At 69.5% G+C, this 18,337-nt stretch carries 13 protein-coding genes; 11 read left to right on the forward strand and 2 right to left on the reverse strand.

Annotated features, from left to right (window positions below; all coding sequences use genetic code 11):
• Nucleotides 1-295: 295 nt before the first annotated feature.
• The 3 genes from ACODSY_RS20325 to ACODSY_RS20335 all read left to right on the forward strand — a co-directional run bounded on the left by ACODSY_RS20325 (nt 296) and on the right by ACODSY_RS20335 (nt 6,862).
• The gene (locus tag ACODSY_RS20325) at nt 296-3,373 is read left to right on the forward strand and encodes a TonB-dependent receptor domain-containing protein (protein WP_488953708.1); all 3,078 of its coding nucleotides are present in this window, start codon (nt 296-298) and stop codon (nt 3,371-3,373) included.
• Nucleotides 3,374-3,586: 213 nt separating this feature from the next.
• Entirely contained in the window at nt 3,587-4,936 is a 1,350-nt protein-coding gene (locus ACODSY_RS20330; protein ID WP_488953709.1) for a dicarboxylate/amino acid:cation symporter, read from the forward strand.
• 171 nt (nt 4,937-5,107) lie between these two features.
• A complete protein-coding gene (locus ACODSY_RS20335; RefSeq protein ID WP_488953710.1) occupies nt 5,108-6,862 on the forward strand; it encodes a tetratricopeptide repeat-containing protein in 1,755 nt (584 codons plus the stop codon).
• A gap of 13 nt (nt 6,863-6,875) precedes the next feature.
• Here ACODSY_RS20335 and ACODSY_RS20340 read toward each other — a convergent pair whose 3' ends face one another.
• Nucleotides 6,876-8,837, reverse strand: a complete 1,962-nt coding sequence (locus ACODSY_RS20340; protein ID WP_488953711.1) for a tetratricopeptide repeat protein — start codon at nt 8,835-8,837, stop codon at nt 6,876-6,878.
• A gap of 3 nt (nt 8,838-8,840) precedes the next feature.
• Nucleotides 8,841-9,971 (reverse strand): PEPxxWA-CTERM sorting domain-containing protein, encoded by a 1,131-nt coding sequence (locus tag ACODSY_RS20345; protein ID WP_488953712.1) that lies wholly within the window; start codon nt 9,969-9,971, stop codon nt 8,841-8,843.
• Nucleotides 9,972-10,343: 372 nt separating this feature from the next.
• Here ACODSY_RS20345 and ACODSY_RS20350 point away from each other — a divergent pair, with 372 nt between their 5' ends.
• From ACODSY_RS20350 to ACODSY_RS20385, 8 genes are all read left to right on the forward strand, one after another.
• Nucleotides 10,344-10,931 carry a helix-turn-helix domain-containing protein gene (locus tag ACODSY_RS20350; protein WP_488953713.1) on the forward strand — a complete coding sequence of 196 codons (588 nt, stop codon included), beginning with the start codon at nt 10,344-10,346 and terminating at the stop codon, nt 10,929-10,931.
• A gap of 228 nt (nt 10,932-11,159) precedes the next feature.
• The gene (locus ACODSY_RS20355; protein WP_488953714.1) at nt 11,160-13,085 is read left to right on the forward strand and encodes a methyl-accepting chemotaxis protein; all 1,926 of its coding nucleotides are present in this window, start codon (nt 11,160-11,162) and stop codon (nt 13,083-13,085) included.
• Between the two features lie 2 nt (nt 13,086-13,087).
• Nucleotides 13,088-13,375 carry an STAS domain-containing protein gene (locus ACODSY_RS20360; RefSeq protein WP_488953715.1) on the forward strand — a complete coding sequence of 96 codons (288 nt, stop codon included), beginning with the start codon at nt 13,088-13,090 and terminating at the stop codon, nt 13,373-13,375.
• 4 nt (nt 13,376-13,379) lie between these two features.
• Nucleotides 13,380-13,745: a response regulator gene (locus ACODSY_RS20365; protein ID WP_488953716.1), complete on the forward strand. Its 366-nt coding sequence runs from the start codon at nt 13,380-13,382 to the stop codon at nt 13,743-13,745.
• A gap of 34 nt (nt 13,746-13,779) precedes the next feature.
• Nucleotides 13,780-15,957 (forward strand): chemotaxis protein CheA, encoded by a 2,178-nt coding sequence (locus tag ACODSY_RS20370; RefSeq protein WP_488953717.1) that lies wholly within the window; start codon nt 13,780-13,782, stop codon nt 15,955-15,957.
• A 47-nt stretch (nt 15,958-16,004) separates the two neighbouring features.
• Complete coding sequence (locus ACODSY_RS20375) at nt 16,005-16,439, forward strand: chemotaxis protein CheW (RefSeq protein WP_197422620.1); 435 nt, start codon at nt 16,005-16,007, stop codon at nt 16,437-16,439.
• A complete protein-coding gene (locus tag ACODSY_RS20380; protein ID WP_488953718.1) occupies nt 16,439-17,320 on the forward strand; it encodes a CheR family methyltransferase in 882 nt (293 codons plus the stop codon). Before ACODSY_RS20375 ends, ACODSY_RS20380 begins: the two co-directional genes overlap by 1 nt.
• The gene (locus tag ACODSY_RS20385) at nt 17,317-18,336 is read left to right on the forward strand and encodes a protein-glutamate methylesterase/protein-glutamine glutaminase (RefSeq protein WP_488953719.1); all 1,020 of its coding nucleotides are present in this window, start codon (nt 17,317-17,319) and stop codon (nt 18,334-18,336) included. The genes ACODSY_RS20380 and ACODSY_RS20385 overlap by 4 nt, the downstream gene beginning before the upstream one ends.
• The last annotated feature ends 1 nt before the right edge of the window (nt 18,337 follow it).

Raw genomic sequence — 18,337 nt, forward strand, 5'->3', positions numbered from 1 at the left:
TTTTCCCCCTGCAGCAGGCTGATCCGCTCCGGTTCGACACCGCCGAAAAGATATTCACTCTCATCTGAGTGAGCATTGACTCGAACGCGGATATCCGACAGCGTCGCCTTAGTCGTCGAAGAACGAGCGCCCTTGGGGGGAACAGGCTTTCGGGACCGGGTCACCGGACGTGCGACCGTCTCACGGTCGCGGCGGCCAGCGACGCGGACCCACCCCTCATGACGAACGCCTTCGGCAGGACCGGGCCCGCCGACGACCGCCAGAAGCGTGGCATGGCCCTTGAGGGAGGGATCCAGTGAAGCAGGTCTTCTTGTGCGGCGCCTCCGCCGCCGCCGTCGCCATTTCAGCCGGCCTGTGGGCCACCCCGGCCAGCGCGGCCGCCGCGGACGCCGAAGCGCCGCCTCCGACCGAGATCGGCGAGGTGGTGGTCACCGGCTCCTACATCGCCGGCACCCCGCTCAACAGCGCCCTGCCCGTCTCGGTGCTGAGCGCTCAGGAACTGGCGAAGCAGGGCTCGCCCACGATCGTGAACATCGTGAAGAGCCTGCCCGCCGCGGCCGGCTCGATCGGCGAAGCGAACCGCCTGATGGGCGCCACGGCGGGCGTCGCCACCGTCAACCTGCGCGGCTTCGGCGCCGCCCGGACCCTCGTGCTCTTCAACGGAAGGCGCCTCGCGCCGTCGGTTTCCGGCGCCGCCGCCGGCGCCGTGGACGTCAACCTCATTCCGACGGGCACCATCGGCCGGATCGAGGTGCTGAAGGACGGGGCGGCCGCCACCTACGGCTCGGATGCGGTGGGCGGCGTCGTCAACTTCATCAGCCGCACCAACCTGGACGGCCTCGAGCTCACCGGGGACTACGCCTACATCGACGGGGCCAAGGGCGACTACAACCTGGCCGCCGCCTGGGGCCGCAAGTTCGACCGCGGCAACGTGCTGCTGACAGCCGGCTACCGCCGCCGCAGCGAGCTGCGCCTCACCGATCGCGACTGGGCCGTCCGTCCCTTCGCCGAGAACCCGTTCGGCGGTTGGTCGGGATCGTCGAATCCCGGCGGCTACACGACGGGCAACGGCGGCGCGATCCTGCCGAACGGTTCGTTGGCCCAGCCGTTCGCGGCGCCGATCAATTTCCAGGACGACGGCTGCACCGAACTGGGCGGCGAGATCGTCGCCGGCACCTGCCGCTTCCAGTTCAGCCGCTTCGACAACCTGGGCAACGACGAGTACCACTATCAGGTCTATGGCGACGTCAACTTCGACCTGACCGACGACGCGCGGTTCCACGGCGAGGTCATGTGGGCGCGCCACGACGTGCCCGAAGAACGGGTCTCGCCCTACCAGTCCACGGTGCAGTTCCCGACACCGCTCGCGGCGTCCGGCGGCTCTCCCGGCGGCGGAACCTCGCCCTACCCGGCCACCGGACTGAACCAGCAGTCGCGGTTCTACATCCCCTTCGCCAATCCGGGCCTGACGCAGCTGTTCAACCGGCACTGCGGCCCCGGCGCGGCGACGCCCTATTCCGCCGCGCAGTGCTCGGGCATCCAGTCCTTCGGCGTGATCACCTCGCAGACCCAGTGGCGGCCGGGCGGCTATGGCGGCCAACCGCTGTTCGCGGACGGCGCCGACCACAACCACCGCAAGGCCGACGCCTTCCGCATCTCGGGCGGGTTGGTCGGCAAGCTGCCGGTTGGCGGCTGGAAGTACGACGTGGCGGTCACCTACATGGAATCCGAGGGCGTCAACGCCGTGCCGGACGAGGTGGTCAACCGGGTGCAGCTGGGCCTGCGCGGCCTGGGCGGCCCGAACTGCAACACGGCCGCAAATACGCCCGGCCAGAACGGCTGCTTCTGGTTCAACCCCTTCTCCAACGCCGTCGCGGCCGACGCGGTCTATGGCCGGACCAACCCGTTCTTCACCTCCGCGGCCGTGCCCTCGAACACCAACACCCGCGAACTTTACGAGTGGATGCACCAGTACCTGAGCGCCACGACGACCAGCCGCATCCTGGTGGGCGACGCGGTGTTCAGCGGCGAGCTGCCGGTGACGCTGCCGGGCGGGACCGTGGCCATGGCGGTCGGCGCCCAGTGGCGCTACGACGAGTACAAGCTCGTGCCGGACGACGCGCTGTCGGACATCCAGGCGACCCGTTGCGTGGACGACGTGGACGACCGCACGCCCCAGTGCACCGGCGGGGTCGGGCCCTTCAACCTCTCGCCCGGCTTCCAGCGCTTCTCAGCCGACCGCACGGTGAAGGCGGTGTTCGCCGAGGTGAGGCTGCCGCTGCTCGAGACCCTCAGCGTCTCGGGCGCCATCCGCTATGAATCGTACGGCGGGTCGGTGGGCTCCACCACCAATCCCAAGGCCGACGCCAAGTGGCAGGTCGTGCCGTGGTTCGCGCTTCGCGGGTCAGTGGGCACGACGTTCCGCGCGCCGCCGCAGACCTCGGTGACGCCGGGCTTCACCCGCACCCTGCAGCAGTTCGTGGACCCCGTGAGCGGGGCGGCGCTCTACCGGGCGGTGGACACGTTCGCGAACCCGGATCTCGATCCCGAGACCGCCACGAACTATTCGGTGGGCGGCATCTTCGAGCTCGGAGACTTCACCGCCACGCTCGACTGGTGGACCTTCAAGTTCAAGAAGGAGCTGACGGTCGAGACGGCGGCGGCGGTCTATTCGACCATGTTCCCGAACGCGACGCCGGCGAACTGGCAATGCACCAACGCCGCCCTCGCCTCGCGCTTCAGCTTCTCCGGCGGGGCGGGCACGGCGGTCAACCCGGTGACCGGCACCAACTGCCACCCCTCCAACTTCCAGGGCGTACGGACCAACCTGATCAACGGTCCGAGCGTCGACACCTCGGGCGTCGACTTCACCGCCACCTACCGGCTGCGCGAGCTGTTCTCGCCGGACGGCGACCTCACGGTCGGCGTCGACGGCGCCTATGTGTCGGAATACGACCGCGGCCCCCTGGTCAGCCTGGACGGGATCACCATAGCCCCCGGCGTGGACCGCGCCGGCAAGGCCGAGCTGCTGAGCGCGTTCTATTCGCAGCCCCGCTGGAAGGGGAACCTGTTCCTGAACTACAGCCTGGGACGGCATAACTTCCGGGCCACGCTGCGCTACGTGGGCTCGATGCGCGACCTGAACCACGACATCGACGCGGCGCCGGGCGTCCAGCCGGCCAAGATCAAGGCCTGGACGCCCCTCGACCTCGTCTACCGGGTCGAGCTGCCGTGGGACACCACCTTCACGGCGACGGTGCAGAACCTGTTCGATAAGGATCCGCCCTTCGCCTACAGCCCGTTCAACTACGACTACGAGCACGGCAGCCCGCTGGGCCGAGTGCTGCAGGTGAACGTGGTCAAGCGCTTCTGATCCCTCCTCCTCGACTTCGCGGGTTTCGCAGGGGCGGCCGGGCCAACTGGCCGCCCTTTCTTCTGGCCCTTCTCCTCGTCGGCGCGGCTGTCCTGCCGCAGGAATACTCAATGTCCAGCTGAGCTCGCCGAAGTTGCGAGCTGTTAGAATCCCTGAGGGCCGCCACAGACTTTTCGCGCGGCGGGCTTTCGCGCTCGCGCCTACATAGGTGTGATGGCGAGAGACAAGACCAGCCGGTTTGTCAGCGGTTTCGGCATGCAGGTCCTGGCGGCGATGGTCGTCGGGCTGGCGCTTGGATTCCTGGCGCGCCAGCTGGGCGTGGACGCCGGCCAGCCGGGCCACGGCCTGGCCGAGACGCTGCGGATCCTGGGCTCGTCGTTCGTCACCCTGCTGAAGGCGCTGGTGCCGCCGCTGGTGTTCACGGCCATCGTGGCCAGCATCGCCAACCTGGCCCAGCTGCAGAACGCCGCCGGCCTGGTCTGGCGGACCCTCCTGTGGTTTGCGATCACCGCCCTGATCGCCGTCGGCATCGGCATCGCCCTGGGCGTCATCCTGCAGCCCGGCGTGCATACGGCCGTGGCCGCGACCGCAGCCAAGGCCCCGACCACGAACGGCGCCTGGCTCGATTTCCTGACGGGCCTGATCCCGCAGAACTTCCTCGGCCTCACCGCCTCCACCAAGCTCGACGACGGCGCGGCGACGACGAGCGTGTCGTTCAACGTACTCCAGATCCTGGTGATCTCGCTGGTGGTCGGCGCCGCGGCGCTGAAGGCCGGCGAGGCGGGTAAGCCGTTCCTGGCGTTCAACGCCTCGGCCCTGGTGGTGATCCGCAAGGTGCTGTGGTGGGTGATCCGCCTGACGCCGATCGGCACGATCGGCCTGTTGGGCACGGCGGTGGCCAAGTACGGCTGGGACGCCCTGGGCCAGCTCGGCCAGTTCGCCCTGGCGATCTACATCGGCCTCTTCCTGGTGCTGCTGGTGGTCTATCCGGCGCTGCTGGCGGCGCACGGGCTGAACCCGATCAGGTTCTTCCGGGCCGCATGGCCGGCGATCCAGCTGGGCTTCGTGTCGCGCTCGTCGATCGGAACCCTGCCCGTGACCGAGGCGATCACCGAGACCGGCCTTGGCGTGCCGCGCGCCTATTCCGCCTTCGCCGTGCCGTTGGGCGCGACCACCAAGATGGACGGCTGCGCCGCGATCTACCCCGCCGTCTCGGCCATCTTCGTGGCCCAGTTCTACGGCGTGCCGCTGCAGGCGGTCGACTACCTGCTGATCGTCTTCGTCTCGGTGCTCGGTTCGGCCGCGACGGCGGGGCTGACGGGCGCGACGGTCATGCTGACGCTCACCCTCTCGACGCTGGGCCTGCCGCTGGAGGGCGTAGGCCTGCTGCTCGCCATCGACCCCATCCTCGACATGGGGCGGACCGCGGTGAACGTGGCCGGCCAGGCGCTGGTGCCCACGCTGGTCGCCAAGCAGCAGGGTTTGCTGGACCGGGAGGTCTACGATGGCCGGCGCGAGGCTGCCGGCATCGCCGCGGCCGAGCCCTTGCTGGGCCAACCCTGAAGCGCGGCGGCGCCACCCCATGGCGAGCCGTCGTCATGGACGGAGCGTTCATGTCGCTATAGCGTCACCGTTACGTGAACGAACGGCGAGGCGGGTGCGCGTGCGGGATTTGACGCTTGGGGGGCGGTCTTCGATCTGCACGCGGCCGGGCTTGATTGCGGGCGAGGCGGCGTGAGCTTGCCTCCAACGCCTGAGAAGAGGGCCGCCTCGGTGCGCGCCGCCCTGGCGCGCGGCGACCTACTGGGCGCCTACGACGAGGTCGTGCGCCGCGGCGACACCTCGCATCCCGAGCTGAACTATCTCGAGGTGCTGACCCTCGCCCGGCTGGGCGACACCGAGCGCGGCCTCAAGCTCTACGACGACTATGGCCTGGAGCAGATGGGCGGCGTCGACCCTCTGTCGCTGAAGGCCCGCCTGCTGAAGGACCAGGCGTTCGACACCGGCGGCGAACCGAACCGCGACAAGCTGCTGGAGGCCTGCCTGCTGTACGCGGCGGTCTACCGGCGCACGAAGTCCAGCTATCCCGCGATCAACGCCGCCACCCTGGCCCGGATCGCGGGCCGGCCGCGCCTCGCGAGCTTCCTGGCGCGGCACGTGGCCAACGAGACGGCGGCCGAGCGGCGCAGCGGCTATTTCTCGCTGGCGACGCTGGCCGAGGCGCTGGCGGTGCTGGGCGACGTGGACGGCGCGCGCGATGCGTTGGAGCGGGCCATGCAGGCGCCCGACGCCGACGTCGGCGCCCGCTCGACGACGGTCCTGCAGCTGAAGCGGCTGATCGCGGCGCGGGGCGAAGGCCATGGCATGGACAGCCTGCTGGAGCTCATCGAGCCGCCGAAGGTGGCCATGTTCTGCGGCAATATCTTCGTGGGCACGCCCGGGCTGGAGGCCGACCTGGCCACGCGGATGCGCGAGGTGATCGAGCGCGAGGACGTGGGCTTCGGCTACGGCGCCCTGGCCGCCGGCAGCGACATCCTGATCGCCGAACTCCTGCTGGAGCGGGGCGCGGAGGTGCACGTGGTGCTGCCCTTCGCCGAGGCGGATTTCCTGGAACAGTCGGTGGCGCCGGCGGGCGAGAGCTGGGTGGCGCGCTACCACGCGATCACGGCGAAGGCGGCCTCGATGACCTTCGCCAGCAACATGAGCTACGTGGGCGAGATGGAGCAGTTCGCCTACGGCTCCAAGGTGACCATGGGCATGGCCCGGCTGCGCGCTCGGCAGCTGCATTCCGAGGCGATCCAGCTGGTGATCGTGGAGGAGCGCGGCGACCGCACGCTGAGCGGCTCGGACGTCAGCGCGTGGCGCGCCACGGGCGGGCGGGCCGAGGTGGTGATCGCCCCGGCGCTGACCCGGCCCGTGATGCCGCCGCCGCCGCCGAAGTCCGAGGTGGAGCGGGGCGTCTACGGCCTGATGTTCACGGACTATCCCGGCTTCTCGAAGCTGGACGAACGCGCCCTGCCCCTCTTCTGGGAAGACGTGATGGTCCGCGCCGCCCGTTCGCTTGAGCAGCACGGCGACGTGATCCGGCAGGGCAACACCTGGGGCGACGCCATCTTCGCGGTGTTCCAGGACGCGCCGGCGGCCGCCACCGCGGCGCTCGACCTGTGCGAGGAGCTGAAGAAGGTCGACTGCAAGGCGCTGGGCGTGCGCGACGGCACGGCGATGCGGATCGCGCTGCACTACGGCCCGACCTACTCGGGCTACGACCCCGTGACCCAGCGGACCACCTACTACGGCAGCGAGGTCTCGCGCGCGGCGCGGATCGAGCCGGTCACCCCGTCGGGCGCGGTGTATGTGACCGAGCCGTTCGCGGCCGTGCTGGAGATGCAGCAGAACCACCCGTTCGAGTGCAATTACGTCGGCAAGATCGCCCTGCCCAAGGGCTACGGCGTCTATCCGCTGTACCGACTGAGCCGCGTCGGCGCCTAGGGCGGAGCGGCCGCTAGCGCCCCGCCACGCGCGTCTGGCGCGGGCCGCCCAGGGCCGCGCACTCGCCCGCCATCTGCTTGGTGAAGCTGGCCTCGGCGCCGAGCGTCTCATTCAGGATCTTCATGCCCGCCGCGCAGTCGGTGCGCGCCTCGCCCAGCCGGCCGGCCCGGGCCAGCACCTTGGCCCGGTTCACCAGCAGGTCGCCGTGGTTGGGGTGGGTCTTGCCGTAGCTGGCGTCGTAGTTGCGCTTGGCGTCGTCGAGAGTGGCGAGCGCCGCGCTGGTCGCGCCGCGCTGGGACTCGATCAGGCCCAGGTAAACCTCGGCGATGCCGATCAGATAGTGCGGGCCGTCGAACGCCTCGCGGTAGATGGCGACCGCTTCGCGCAGCGAGCGCTCGGCCTCGGCGAGCTGTCCCAGGCCCTGGTAGATCTGGCCCTGCATCGACAGCGTGTCGGCGAGGATGGGGTTGTCGCGGTCGAGCACGCCGCGCTCGATGCGGAGCGCATTGGCGATCTGCGTGCGCGCCTTGGGCAAGTCGCCCGCGTTGAACGAGTTCTGCGCCAGGGCGAACCAGGCCTTGCCGGTGTAGAGGTGACCGGGTCCCAGTTCCTTCTGGAACAGCTCGAGCGACTCCTGCAGCGAGGCCTCGGCGGCGGCGAACTGGCCGTCGTCGGACAGCAGGAGGCCGCGGTTGTTAAGGACCGTCGCCAGCGCCCCTTCGGGCGCCTCGACGCCGGCCGCCCGGTAGTGGGCCAGGGCGCGGTCGAACGCGGCCACACCCTCCTTGACCTTCGAGGCCGAGGTGAGGATGCGCCCCTCGGTCGTCGCCGCCTGGGCCCGAAGATTGGCGTTGGCCTTCGGATCGGGGCCCAGCAGACCCTCGGCCTGGCGGACGGTCTCCAGCCCCTTCTCCAGCAGACCCTGCTTCTCGTAGGTGGTCGCAAGCACCAGCATCGCCTCGGCGCCGTCGGGGCCGGACTTGTTGATCATCGGCAGCGCCTGCTCGAACGAGGAGCGCGCTTCGTTCAGCAGGCCGAGGTTGTTGTAGGCCCGGCCCAGGGTGGCGAGCAGCCGCGCCTGGATCGCCGGCTGGTCGGCCAGTTCGCGGCGCGCCCGCTCGGCGCTGCGGCCCAGGATGGTCAAGGCGGTGATGGTGCGGGGGTTTTCGGTGGCCGGGTTCGACAGCTCGAAGGTGCCGACCAGATAGTCCGAGGCGGCCCGCGCGGCCGCCGCCTCGTGCTGGGCGATCGTGCGCTGGGCGTTCGCCTCGAGGCGCAGCGAGTTGGCGTAGAACGCCAGGCCGCCGGTGATCACCATGCCGACCATCGCGCCGGCGGCGATCACCGTCATCTGGGCGATGCGCCGCTGGGTCTCGCGCTGGACCAGTTCGTCGAGCTTCAGTCCGGTGAGGCCCGCGATCAGCTTCTGCGTGGCGAGCCGCGGCCCGTCGGCCTCACGCCGGACGTCGGCCGCGATCGGCTCGGCCGGCACGTCCGACAGCTGGCCGTCGGCGCCCATCCGGTAGCGCAGGGCGTGCGGGAAGCATTCCCGGTGATCCATGCCGGGGATGTTGGAGGCGTTGGGCTCGCCGTCGGCGACGATGGCCAGGACGCGGCCGTCCCCATGGACCCGCTTGAACTGGAGGATCTCCTCGTTGACCCAGCGCGACCTGGCCGCGGCCGGCGAACAGATCACCACCAGGAACATCGACTGGCGCAGCGCCGCGCTCAGCTCGGCCGAGAGGTCTCCCGAGGCGGGCAGCTCCTCGCGGTCGCGGAAGATCGGACGCAGGCGGCGCGGCACGAGGCCGACGCCGGTGACCTTGCCCACGAGCTTCGACGGGATGCGGTAGGACTCGACCTCGCGGTGCAGGCGCTGGGCGAGGTCCTTGTCCTGGTGGCTATAGCTGATGAACGCCTTGTACGCGTAGGCTCCGTCCTGTCGGTCGTGAGGTTCCGCGTCGTCTGGCGTCATGCCTTAGCTGTACGACAGCACACGCCGGCGCCGCAACGCCGCTCCGAGCAGGCCGAAGCCCATCACCAGCATCGCCCAGGTGGACGGCTCGGGCACTGCGTCGGTGATCGCCGAGATGGTCGGGCGGAAGGGGTCGATCAGCTGGGGATCGAACTTCAGGTAGTCGATGCTGTCCAGCGATTGCGTGCCGAAGCCGCGCGCTGCCGCAAGCGACACGCCGCCGCCGCGGCCGATGGGATCGCCGAAGCCGGAATAGGCCACGATGCAGGTAAGCGACTCGCCCACGCAGCCCACCGTCGTGTCGGCGTAGGCCGTGGTGCGGTAGTAGAGGTTCGTGGACTCGCCACCCTGCATGATCTTGTTCAGGATCACGTCGATGTCCGTCTGGCCCCAGTTGTAGGCCAGGGCGAAGTCGTTATCGAACTCGGTGTTGAAGCCGTCGAGGAACAGGCCGACGTCCTCGAAATTCTCACTGTAGAAGTCGGGCCCGTTGACGCTGCCGCCACGGACGACGCCGCCGTACTGGTCGAAGCTGAGGGTCAGCTCACCGGACAGCGTGTAGAGCGGGATAGCCTCGAGATTGATGTTGTTCTCGCCGTAGATGTAGTCGTCGCCATAGATGTCGAACGTGAACCCGGCCCTCGCGAAGGTCGTGTTGGCGAGATCGTTGGTGAACAGGGCGCCGAACGAGGATGCGCCGTCCTGGCCGTAGCCCGTGAAGATGTTGTTCCCGACCAGGTTGCCGGTGCGATCCTGCATGTAGAAGCCGAGGCCCGCCGGGATGATCGTCGAACCGACGCTGTCGAGCGAGATCGCCTCTTCCGCCGTGTTGATGATCTGGACGTTGAGGCCCGAATTCGACTGCGCGGCCGCCTGCGGCCCGGAGACCGCGACGCCGCTTTCGAAGCTCGCGTAGGCGGGCGTCACCTTGACCTTGGTCTCGGTGCTGCCCCCGTAGCCGGGGCCTTCACCGCTAGGGCCGAAGTCGGCGACCATGCCGTTGGCCATCGGGAAGCTTTGGTTTCCCAGACTGATGTCGCCGGACGCCTTGCCGACGATATCCAGGTTCACCGCGTGAGCCGACGTCCCCGCGAGGAGGGCGCCACACGCGATCACATACGCTAGGCTGCGCATCAGCCCCCCTTGGATTGGTCACGGCGGTCCTGCGTTAGGCAGGCCGCCTTCATTCATTTTTCACCCTATCATAGCGCCGCTTGCGGGCGACCGGGTTCTTCTGTGAGTTGAAAAGCGGAACCGGCGTTACCCGCAGAACGGGTCGTGGCGCCCGCGACGAGGGGTCGGCCCAGACCGCCTTCGCCCCTGACGCGAGCCGGTTCGCCGCCTTCCGAACACAGCGGGCCCCGCGCCGGCGGGCGCCCACGGGCCAACTCGCCTCACGGGCGAATTCGGACGACCCAAATTGGGCAACAGGAGACCGGCGTTCGCGTGTCGCGTTATGTGAATCACATTAGACTCGCGTGCACCAGGCAAGGGGGAATCGACGCCATGCGGTCCCGGATGTCAGACCGGACCGGCGCAGCGATACGCAAGCTTCGACTGTCGCGCGGCTGGAGCCTGGCCGCCCTCAGTGAGCAGAGCGGCGTGCCGATCTCGACGCTATCGAGAGTCGAACTCGGCCAGAACGCCCTGAACTACGAGAAGCTGATGCGCCTGTGCCGGGCGCTGGAAGTGGACCTGGAAGGCCTCGTCACGCGCGAGGCCGAAACGGCCCCGGCCGCATCCGGCCGCCGTTCGGTCGTCCGCTCCGGGGAAGGTCCGCCCACCCGGCTGGCGGGCAACACCGGCCGCCGCGCCGCCGCGGACCTGCTCTCGAAGAGCCTTTCGCCGATCATCCTCGACGTCACCGCCCGCAGCCTCGACGTCCATGGCCCGCTGGCGACCCACGGCGGGGAAGCCTATGCGCTGGTCCTGGACGGCGACGTCGAGTTCCACAGCCACCTCTACGCGCCCCTGCCAATGCGCACGGGCGACGGCGTGTATTTCGACGCCGCGGCCGGCTATGCCTTCGTCGCGCCCAGCCTGCCGGGCCGCGTGTTGCTTGTCGCATTGGGCGAAACGGCCTTCGACGCCTAGGTCTGAGCAGACCAAGACCTGAGCCAATCCAGCATTCGTAAGGTGTTGCGACCTCTTGCCGCACAAGTTCCGGGCCGCTGCGGCTCCGGTTCCTTCGAAGCCATTCCCACAATTTACCAATAATCAAACCGACCTTGGGATTGTCGCTCTCGGCGGGGCCTGACCGGCGTCGTCCAGCCTCATGGCTGTTGCCCGCCCAACAAAAACCGCCCGTCCCCGAGAAGCCCGATGACCTTCCTGAACAACCTCAACATCTCCAAGAAGCTCATGGTGGGCTTCGCGGTCGTGGTGACCGTCGTCGGCGTGATGTGCGCCGCCGTGTTCGTTAGCCTGATGAGCATCAAGTCGGCCGTGGCCGACAACGATGCGAGCGTCACGCAGCTCAAGCTCGCCGACGATATCCTGATGGCGCGCGTCGAACGCCAGAACGCCATCCGCGGCCTGGTGGCCAGCGGCGACCCGGTGTTCCTGAAGAAAATCAACAGCTCCGAGGCGGAGTACAAGACCGCCATCGATGCGCTGGAGAAGGGGGCTCCCGAGGATGCGGACGACATCAAGGCGATCCGCGACGCCATCGCCAAGGTCGAGGCCGAGGAAGCGCCGCTGATCGCCGCAGGCCAGGACCCGACCCAACAGGCCACGGCCATGATGGAGCTGGGCACGAAGGGCCGTCTCGAGCAGTTCCGCGCCGCCCTCAAGACCTTCCGGGACCAGGAAGGCGTCCTGCTGGCGCAGCGCGCCAAGGCGCAGGAAGCCGCCCAGGCGTTCGCCGTCACCCTGCTGGCCGTCGGCAGCCTGCTGGCCGTCGCGCTGTCCGTGGTGATGGGCGCGATCCTGTCGGCCGCCATCGGCAAGCCGGTGAACGCCATGACCGCCGCCATGGGCAAGCTGGCTTCCGGCGACAACAACGTCGACGTCCCCGCCCAGGGCCGCAAGGACGAGGTGGGCCGCATGGCCGCCGCGGTCCAGCACTTCAAGGACGCCGCCATCGAGAAGGTCCGCCTCGAAGGCGAGACCGTCGAGAGCCGCCGCGCGGCCGACGAGGCCCGCGCCACCGCCGAAGCCGAGCGCGCCGCGACGGCCGCCGAGCAGACCAAGGTGGTCGAGGGCCTGGCCAAGGGCCTGGAGCGCCTGGCCGGCGGAGGGCTGACGTTCCGCCTGACCGAGGCCTTCCCGCCGCACTACGAAGGGCTGCGCGCCGACTTCAACCGCGCCATGGACGTCCTGCAGGACACCATGCGCGAGGTGGCGACCAACGCCACGGCCGTCCGCTCGGGCGCCGGCGAGATCAGCCAGGCCTCGGACGACCTGTCGCGCCGGACCGAACAGCAGGCCGCCAGCCTGGAAGAGACGGCCGCCGCCCTCGACCAGATCACCGCCACCGTGCGCAAGACCGCCGAAGGCGCCGCGCAGAGCCGCGAGTCCGTCGGGGTCGCCAAGGCCGACGCCGAACGTTCGGGCGTGGTGGTCCGCGACGCCGTGTCGGCCATGAGCGAGATCGAGAACTCGGCCCAGCAGATCGGCAACATCATCGGCGTGATCGACGAGATCGCCTTCCAGACCAACCTGCTGGCCCTGAACGCCGGGGTCGAAGCGGCCCGCGCCGGCGACGCGGGCAAGGGCTTCGCGGTCGTCGCCTCGGAAGTCCGGGCCCTGGCCCAGCGCTCTGCCGAAGCGGCCAAGGAGATCAAGGCCCTGATCTCGGCCTCCTCGCAGCAGGTGGAACGCGGCGTCGGCCTGGTCGGGGAGACCGGCAAGGTGCTGGAGCGCATCCTGACCCAGGTCACCTCGATCAACGGCGCGGTCACCGAGATCGCCGCCTCCGCCCAGGAGCAGGCCACCGGCCTTCAGCAGGTCAACACCGCCATCAACCAGATGGACCAGGTGACCCAGCAGAACGCCGCCATGGTTGAGCAGGCCACCGCGGCCAGCCACGCCCTGTCGGCCGAGAGCGAGGCCCTGTCGCGCCTGATCAGCCGCTTCGAACTGGGCGCGGGTGCGGCGACGGCCGCCGCGCCGGTCCAGCACCGTGCGCCGGCTCCGGCGCCCATCCCGAGCGCCCCGACCGCGGTGGCCATGAAGACCACGGGCCGCGGCGGCGCCGCTCCGAAGCCCGCCTTCGAAACCGATGAAGACGCCTGGGACGAGTTCTGAACATGACCGAACCGCTGACCTTGGGCGACAGCCTGGACATGAACGCGGCCGCGCCGCTCCACAAGGAGCTGCTGGCCCGCCGCGGGAAGCCGGTCACGCTGGATGCGTCGCAGGTGCGCCGCGTCGGCGGCCAGTGCCTGCAGGTGCTGCTGTCGGCCCAGGCCACCTGGGCCGCCGACGGCGCGCCCTTCGAGATCGTAGAACCTTCGCCCGAGTTCGCCGACGGCCTGGCCCTGATGGGCGCCGCCCACCTGGCCCCGCCGGCCGCCCTTTCCACTGTTCAGGACTGACCCCATGAGCATGACTGTCCTCACCGTCGACGACTCCCGGACGATGCGTGAAATGCTTCGCCTGGCCCTGGCCGACGCTGGCTTCCGCGTCGTCCAGGCCGAAGACGGTATCCACGGCCTCGAGGTCCTGCAGGCCGAGCGCCCGCAGGTCATCGTCACCGACATCAACATGCCGCGGATGGACGGTTTCGGGTTCATCGAGGAGGTCCGGGGCGATCCGAACCACCGTGCGATCCCGATCCTGGTGCTCACCACCGAGAGCGATGCGGAAAAGAAGAACCGCGCGCGCATGGCCGGGGCCACCGGCTGGATCGTGAAGCCTTTCAATCCGGTCAAGCTGGTGGACGCGATCCGCCGCGTCGCCGCCTGACGAACCGCCCTCCAAGAGTAGGAAACCACAGCCCGTGGACCCCCTAGCCGCCATCCGCGAGACGTTCTTCCAGGAATGCGAAGAGCAGCTCGCCGAGCTCGAGTCCGGTCTGCTCGCCATGGAAGGCGGAGACCAGGATCCCGAGACCATCAACGCCGTCTTCCGGGCGGTGCACTCGATCAAGGGTGGCGCCGGCGCGTTCCAGCTGGAGGCGCTGATCCGCTTCGCGCACGTCTTCGAGACGGCGCTGGACGAGATGCGTTCGGGCCGCCTGGCCGCGACGGACGCCGTCCTGAAGACCATGCTGCGGGCTGCCGACGTCCTGGCCGACCTGGTGCGCAAGGCGCACAGCGGCGACGACACCGAGCATCCCCTGGCCCAGCAGCTCTCGGATGAGCTGAAGGCCATGAGCGGCGCGACCGGCGCCGAAGAGGAGTCCGAGGAGGACTGGGGCGACTTCGAGTTCCAGCCGATGAGCGTCGCGGTCGACGCGCCGGCCGAGAGCGCGGGCCCCACCGGCTTCGTCGTGAAGTTCAAGCCGCGCGCCGACCTGTACGCCAAGGCCAACGAAGCCGCCCTGCTGCTGCGCGAACTGACGCGCCTGGGCCCGGCCGAGGTCGAGCTGGACGCGCACGATGTGCCGCCGCTCGCGGACCTGGATCCCGAGGCTGCTTACCTGGCCTGGAAGGTGACCCTGACGGGCGAGACCGATGAGGCCTCGATCCGCGAAGTGTTCGAATTCGTCGACGGCGACTGCGAGCTGGAAGTGACCCCGCTGGCCGGCGCTTCGGAAGACGAAGCCGCCGCGGGCGGCGAGGCGGCGGCCTTCGACCTGTCGGCCCTGCTGGCCCGGGTCCAGGAGGACGCGCCCGCCCCGATCGCCGTGGCCGACGATCCGATCATCGAGCCTGAGGCTCCCGCGCCGGCCGCGCCAGTCGTGGCTCTGACGCCCCCCACCCCGCCGGTGGCGGCGAACGAAGCCGCGCCCGAAGCCCAGGCGGCGGGCGGCCCGCGCAAGACCGAGGCCGGCGCCACCATCCGCGTCGACCTGGATCGCGTCGATCGCCTCATCGACCTGGTCGGCGAGCTGGTCATCAACCAGGCCGTGCTGGCCCAGCGGGTGATGGAGGCGGGCCTGGCCCGCGCCAGCGCCGTCGCCATGGGGCTGGACGAACTGGAGCAGCTGACCCGCGAGATCCAGGACAGCGTCATGGCCATCCGGGCCCAGCCCGTGAAGTCCGTCTTCCAGCGCATGCCGCGCCTGGTGCGCGAAGTGGCCGCCATGACCGGCAAGCCGGTGCGTCTGGTGACCGAGGGCGAAGGCACCGAGGTCGACAAGACCGTGATCGAGCGCCTGGCCGACCCGCTGACGCACATGATCCGCAACGCGATCGACCACGGGCTGGAAAGCCCCGAGAAGCGCGCCGCCGCCGGCAAGCCGGCCGAGGGCGTCGTGAAGCTGGCCGCGTTCCACCGCTCGGGCCGGATCGTGATCGAGGTCTCGGACGACGGCGGCGGGATCAACCGCGAGCGCGTCAAAGGCATCGCCATCGAGAAGGGCCTGATCTCGGCCGAGGCGACACTCTCGGACGAGGAGATCGACAACCTGATCTTCATGCCGGGCTTCTCCACGGCCGCCGAGGTAAGCGACATCTCGGGCCGCGGCGTCGGCATGGATGTGGTCCGCCGTTCGATCCAGGCCCTGGGCGGCCGGATCACCATCGCCTCGCGCCCCGGCAAGGGCTCGACCTTCACCATGAGCCTGCCGCTCACCCTGGCGGTGCTGGACGGCATGGTGGTGTCGGTGCAGAACCAGACGCTGGTGGCCCCGATCACCGCGATCGTCGAGACGCTGCAGCCCAAGGCCGAGGACGTCCACAGCCTGGGCGGCCACGCCCGGGTGATCTCCATCCGCGGCGGCTTCGTTCCCCTGATCGACGTGGGCATGGCCCTGGGCTACCGCCGCGAGCCGCTGCCGGCGACGCAAGGGGTGGCCCTGCTGATCGAAGGCGAGGGCGGCGCGCGCGCGGCCCTGCTCTGCGACGCGATCCAGGGCCAGCGCCAGGTGGTCATCAAGTCTCTCGAAGCGAACTACCGGCAGGTCCCGGGCGTCGCCGCCGCCACCATCCTCGGCGACGGCCGCGTGGCGCTCATCCTCGACATCGACACCATCGTCACCGTTTCCCGCGGCGACATGCGCAAGGCGAGCTGAACATGAACCAAGTCGTTTCCCAGAACGGGCAGAACCAGGTCGGCGGCATGAAGGAACTGATCTCCTTCCGCATCGGCGCCCAGGAATTCTGCGTCGACATCATGGCCATCCGCGAGATCCGCGGCTGGACCGCGGCCACGGCCCTGCCGCAGTCGCCGTCCTTCGTGAAGGGCGTCATCAACCTGCGCGGCGCCGTGCTGCCGATCGTGGACCTGGCCTCGCGCCTGGGCTTCGAGAGCACCGAGGCCAGCGACCGGAACGTCATCATCGTCGCCCAGATCGGCGAGCAGGTCGTGGGCCTGCTGGTCGACGCGGTGAGCGACATCCTGACCGTCACCGACGACGTGATCCAGCCCACGCCGGACGTCGCGTCCGAGACCGCCAAGAGCTTCATCCGCGGCCTGATCGCCATGGACGGCCGCATGATCAGCCTGATCGGCCTCGACCGCGTCCTGCCGGACATGGAGCTGGAAGCCGCCTGATGACCGCGAGCGCGCCGACATCTACGCGCCCGGGCGCGAATATGGTCGATGGCGAGTTCGCCTTCACCGAAGCCGATTTCCGCAAGATCTCGGCGATGGTGCATGGCGACGCCGGCATCCACCTACCCGATGCGAAGGCGACGCTGGTCTACTCCAGGCTGGCGAAGCGCCTGCGCGCGCTCGGCCTGACGAGCTTCAAGGACTACTGCGCCCTGGTGTCCGCCTCGGAAGGCGTGGACGAGCGCCAGAAGATGCTGGCGGCGCTGACCACCAATGTGACGCGCTTCTTCCGCGAGCCGCACCACTTCGATCACCTGCGCGACAAGGTGCTGCCCCCGCTGCTGGACGCCGCGCGGCGCGGCGGCAAGGTGCGGATCTGGTCGGCGGCCTGTTCGAGCGGTCAGGAGCCGTTCTCGATCGCCATGACCATCCTGTCGCTGATGCCGGAAGCCGCCGACCGCGACGTGAAGGTGCTGGCCACCGACATCGATCCCAACATGGTCGCCGAGGGCCGCGGCGGCGCCTACGCCCCGCACCTGCTCGAAGGCATCCCCGACAACTATCGCAAGCGCTGGACGTCGCCGATGGCGGACGGTCGCGTGAAGATGGCCGACGACCTACGCGAACTGATCACCTTCAACGAGCTGAACCTCATCGGCGACTGGCCGATGAAGGGGAAGTTCGACGCGATCTTCTGCCGTAACGTCGCGATCTACTTCGAAGACGACACCCAGGCCCGCCTGTGGAGCCGGTTCGCCCCGCTGAACGCCGTGGGCGGCGCGCTCTACATCGGCCATTCCGAACGCATCCAGGGCCCGGCGGTCGCCGCCTACAAGCCGGATGGCGTCACCACCTATCGCCGCATCGAGGCTGCCCGATGACCCGCGTACTCGTCGTCGACGACTCGAGCACCATGCGCCGCCTGATCAGCGCATCGCTCTCGGCCGATCCCGAACTTGAGGTCGTGGGCGAGGCCGGCGATCCGTTGCAGGCCCGCGAGGCCATCAAGGCGCTGAACCCGGACGTCATCACCCTGGACGTCGAGATGCCGAACATGAACGGCCTCGACTTCCTGGAGCGGATCATGCGGCTGCGGCCCATGCCCGTGGTGATGGTTTCGACCCTCACCAGCCGCGGCGCCGATGCGACCCTGGCCGCCCTCGAACTGGGCGCCGTGGAATGCGTCGAGAAGCCCGGCGGCGCCGATCCCATCGGCTTCAGCCGCCTGGCCGAGAAGGTCAAGATCGCCGCCCGCGCCCGCGTCCGCTCGCGCGTCGCGCGGACGGAGCCCGTCCCCACCGACGCCTTTGCGCCGTCCGACCACGTCGTGGCCATCGGCTCGTCGACCGGCGGCGTCGAGGCGCTGTTGAACATCATCGAGCGGCTGCCGGCCAACTGCGCGCCGACGGTCATCGCCCAGCACATGCCGGCGAGCTTCACCAAGAGCTTCGCCGAACGCCTGAACCGCGCCTCGGCCGCCACGGTCTCCGAAGCGCGCGACGGCGATCCCCTGGTTCCCGGTCGGGTCTATGTGGCCCCCGGCGGCGACTTCCACCTCGAGGTCGAAGGCACGCGCCACCTGCGCTGCCGGGTCACCCACGGCGACCCCGTGAGCGGCCACTGCCCGTCGGTGGACGTCCTCTTCTCTTCCGTCGCCCGGACCGCGAAGGACCGCGCCCTCGGCGTGATCCTGACCGGGATGGGCCGCGATGGAGCCCGCGGCCTGCTCGCCATGCGGCAGGCCGGAGCCCGGACGCTGGGTCAGGACGAGGCGACGTGCGTCGTCTACGGCATGCCCCGGGCGGCCTTTGAACTCGGCGCGGTCGAACGCCAGCTCCCCCTCGAAAAGCTGGGGCCCGCCATCCGCAACCTCACGAACAAAGAAACGGAACGCTGAA

This window comes from Phenylobacterium sp. FG114 (assembly GCF_057809855.1).

Bases quoted from the DNA above. Each gene is read 5' to 3' on its own strand.
- ACODSY_RS20330 (WP_488953709.1), top strand. From the start codon at position 3,587: ATGGCGAGAGACAAGACCAGCCGGTTTGTCAGCGGTTTCGGCATGCAG.
- ACODSY_RS20340 (WP_488953711.1), bottom strand. From the start codon at position 8,837: ATGACGCCAGACGACGCGGAACCTCACGACCGACAGGACGGAGCCTAC.
- ACODSY_RS20345 (WP_488953712.1), bottom strand. From the start codon at position 9,971: ATGCGCAGCCTAGCGTATGTGATCGCGTGTGGCGCCCTCCTCGCGGGG.
- ACODSY_RS20350 (WP_488953713.1), top strand. From the start codon at position 10,344: ATGCGGTCCCGGATGTCAGACCGGACCGGCGCAGCGATACGCAAGCTT.
- ACODSY_RS20355 (WP_488953714.1), top strand. From the start codon at position 11,160: ATGACCTTCCTGAACAACCTCAACATCTCCAAGAAGCTCATGGTGGGC.
- ACODSY_RS20360 (WP_488953715.1), top strand. From the start codon at position 13,088: ATGACCGAACCGCTGACCTTGGGCGACAGCCTGGACATGAACGCGGCC.
- ACODSY_RS20365 (WP_488953716.1), top strand. From the start codon at position 13,380: ATGAGCATGACTGTCCTCACCGTCGACGACTCCCGGACGATGCGTGAA.
- ACODSY_RS20375 (WP_197422620.1), top strand. From the start codon at position 16,005: ATGAAGGAACTGATCTCCTTCCGCATCGGCGCCCAGGAATTCTGCGTC.
- ACODSY_RS20380 (WP_488953718.1), top strand. From the start codon at position 16,439: ATGACCGCGAGCGCGCCGACATCTACGCGCCCGGGCGCGAATATGGTC.
- ACODSY_RS20385 (WP_488953719.1), top strand. From the start codon at position 17,317: ATGACCCGCGTACTCGTCGTCGACGACTCGAGCACCATGCGCCGCCTG.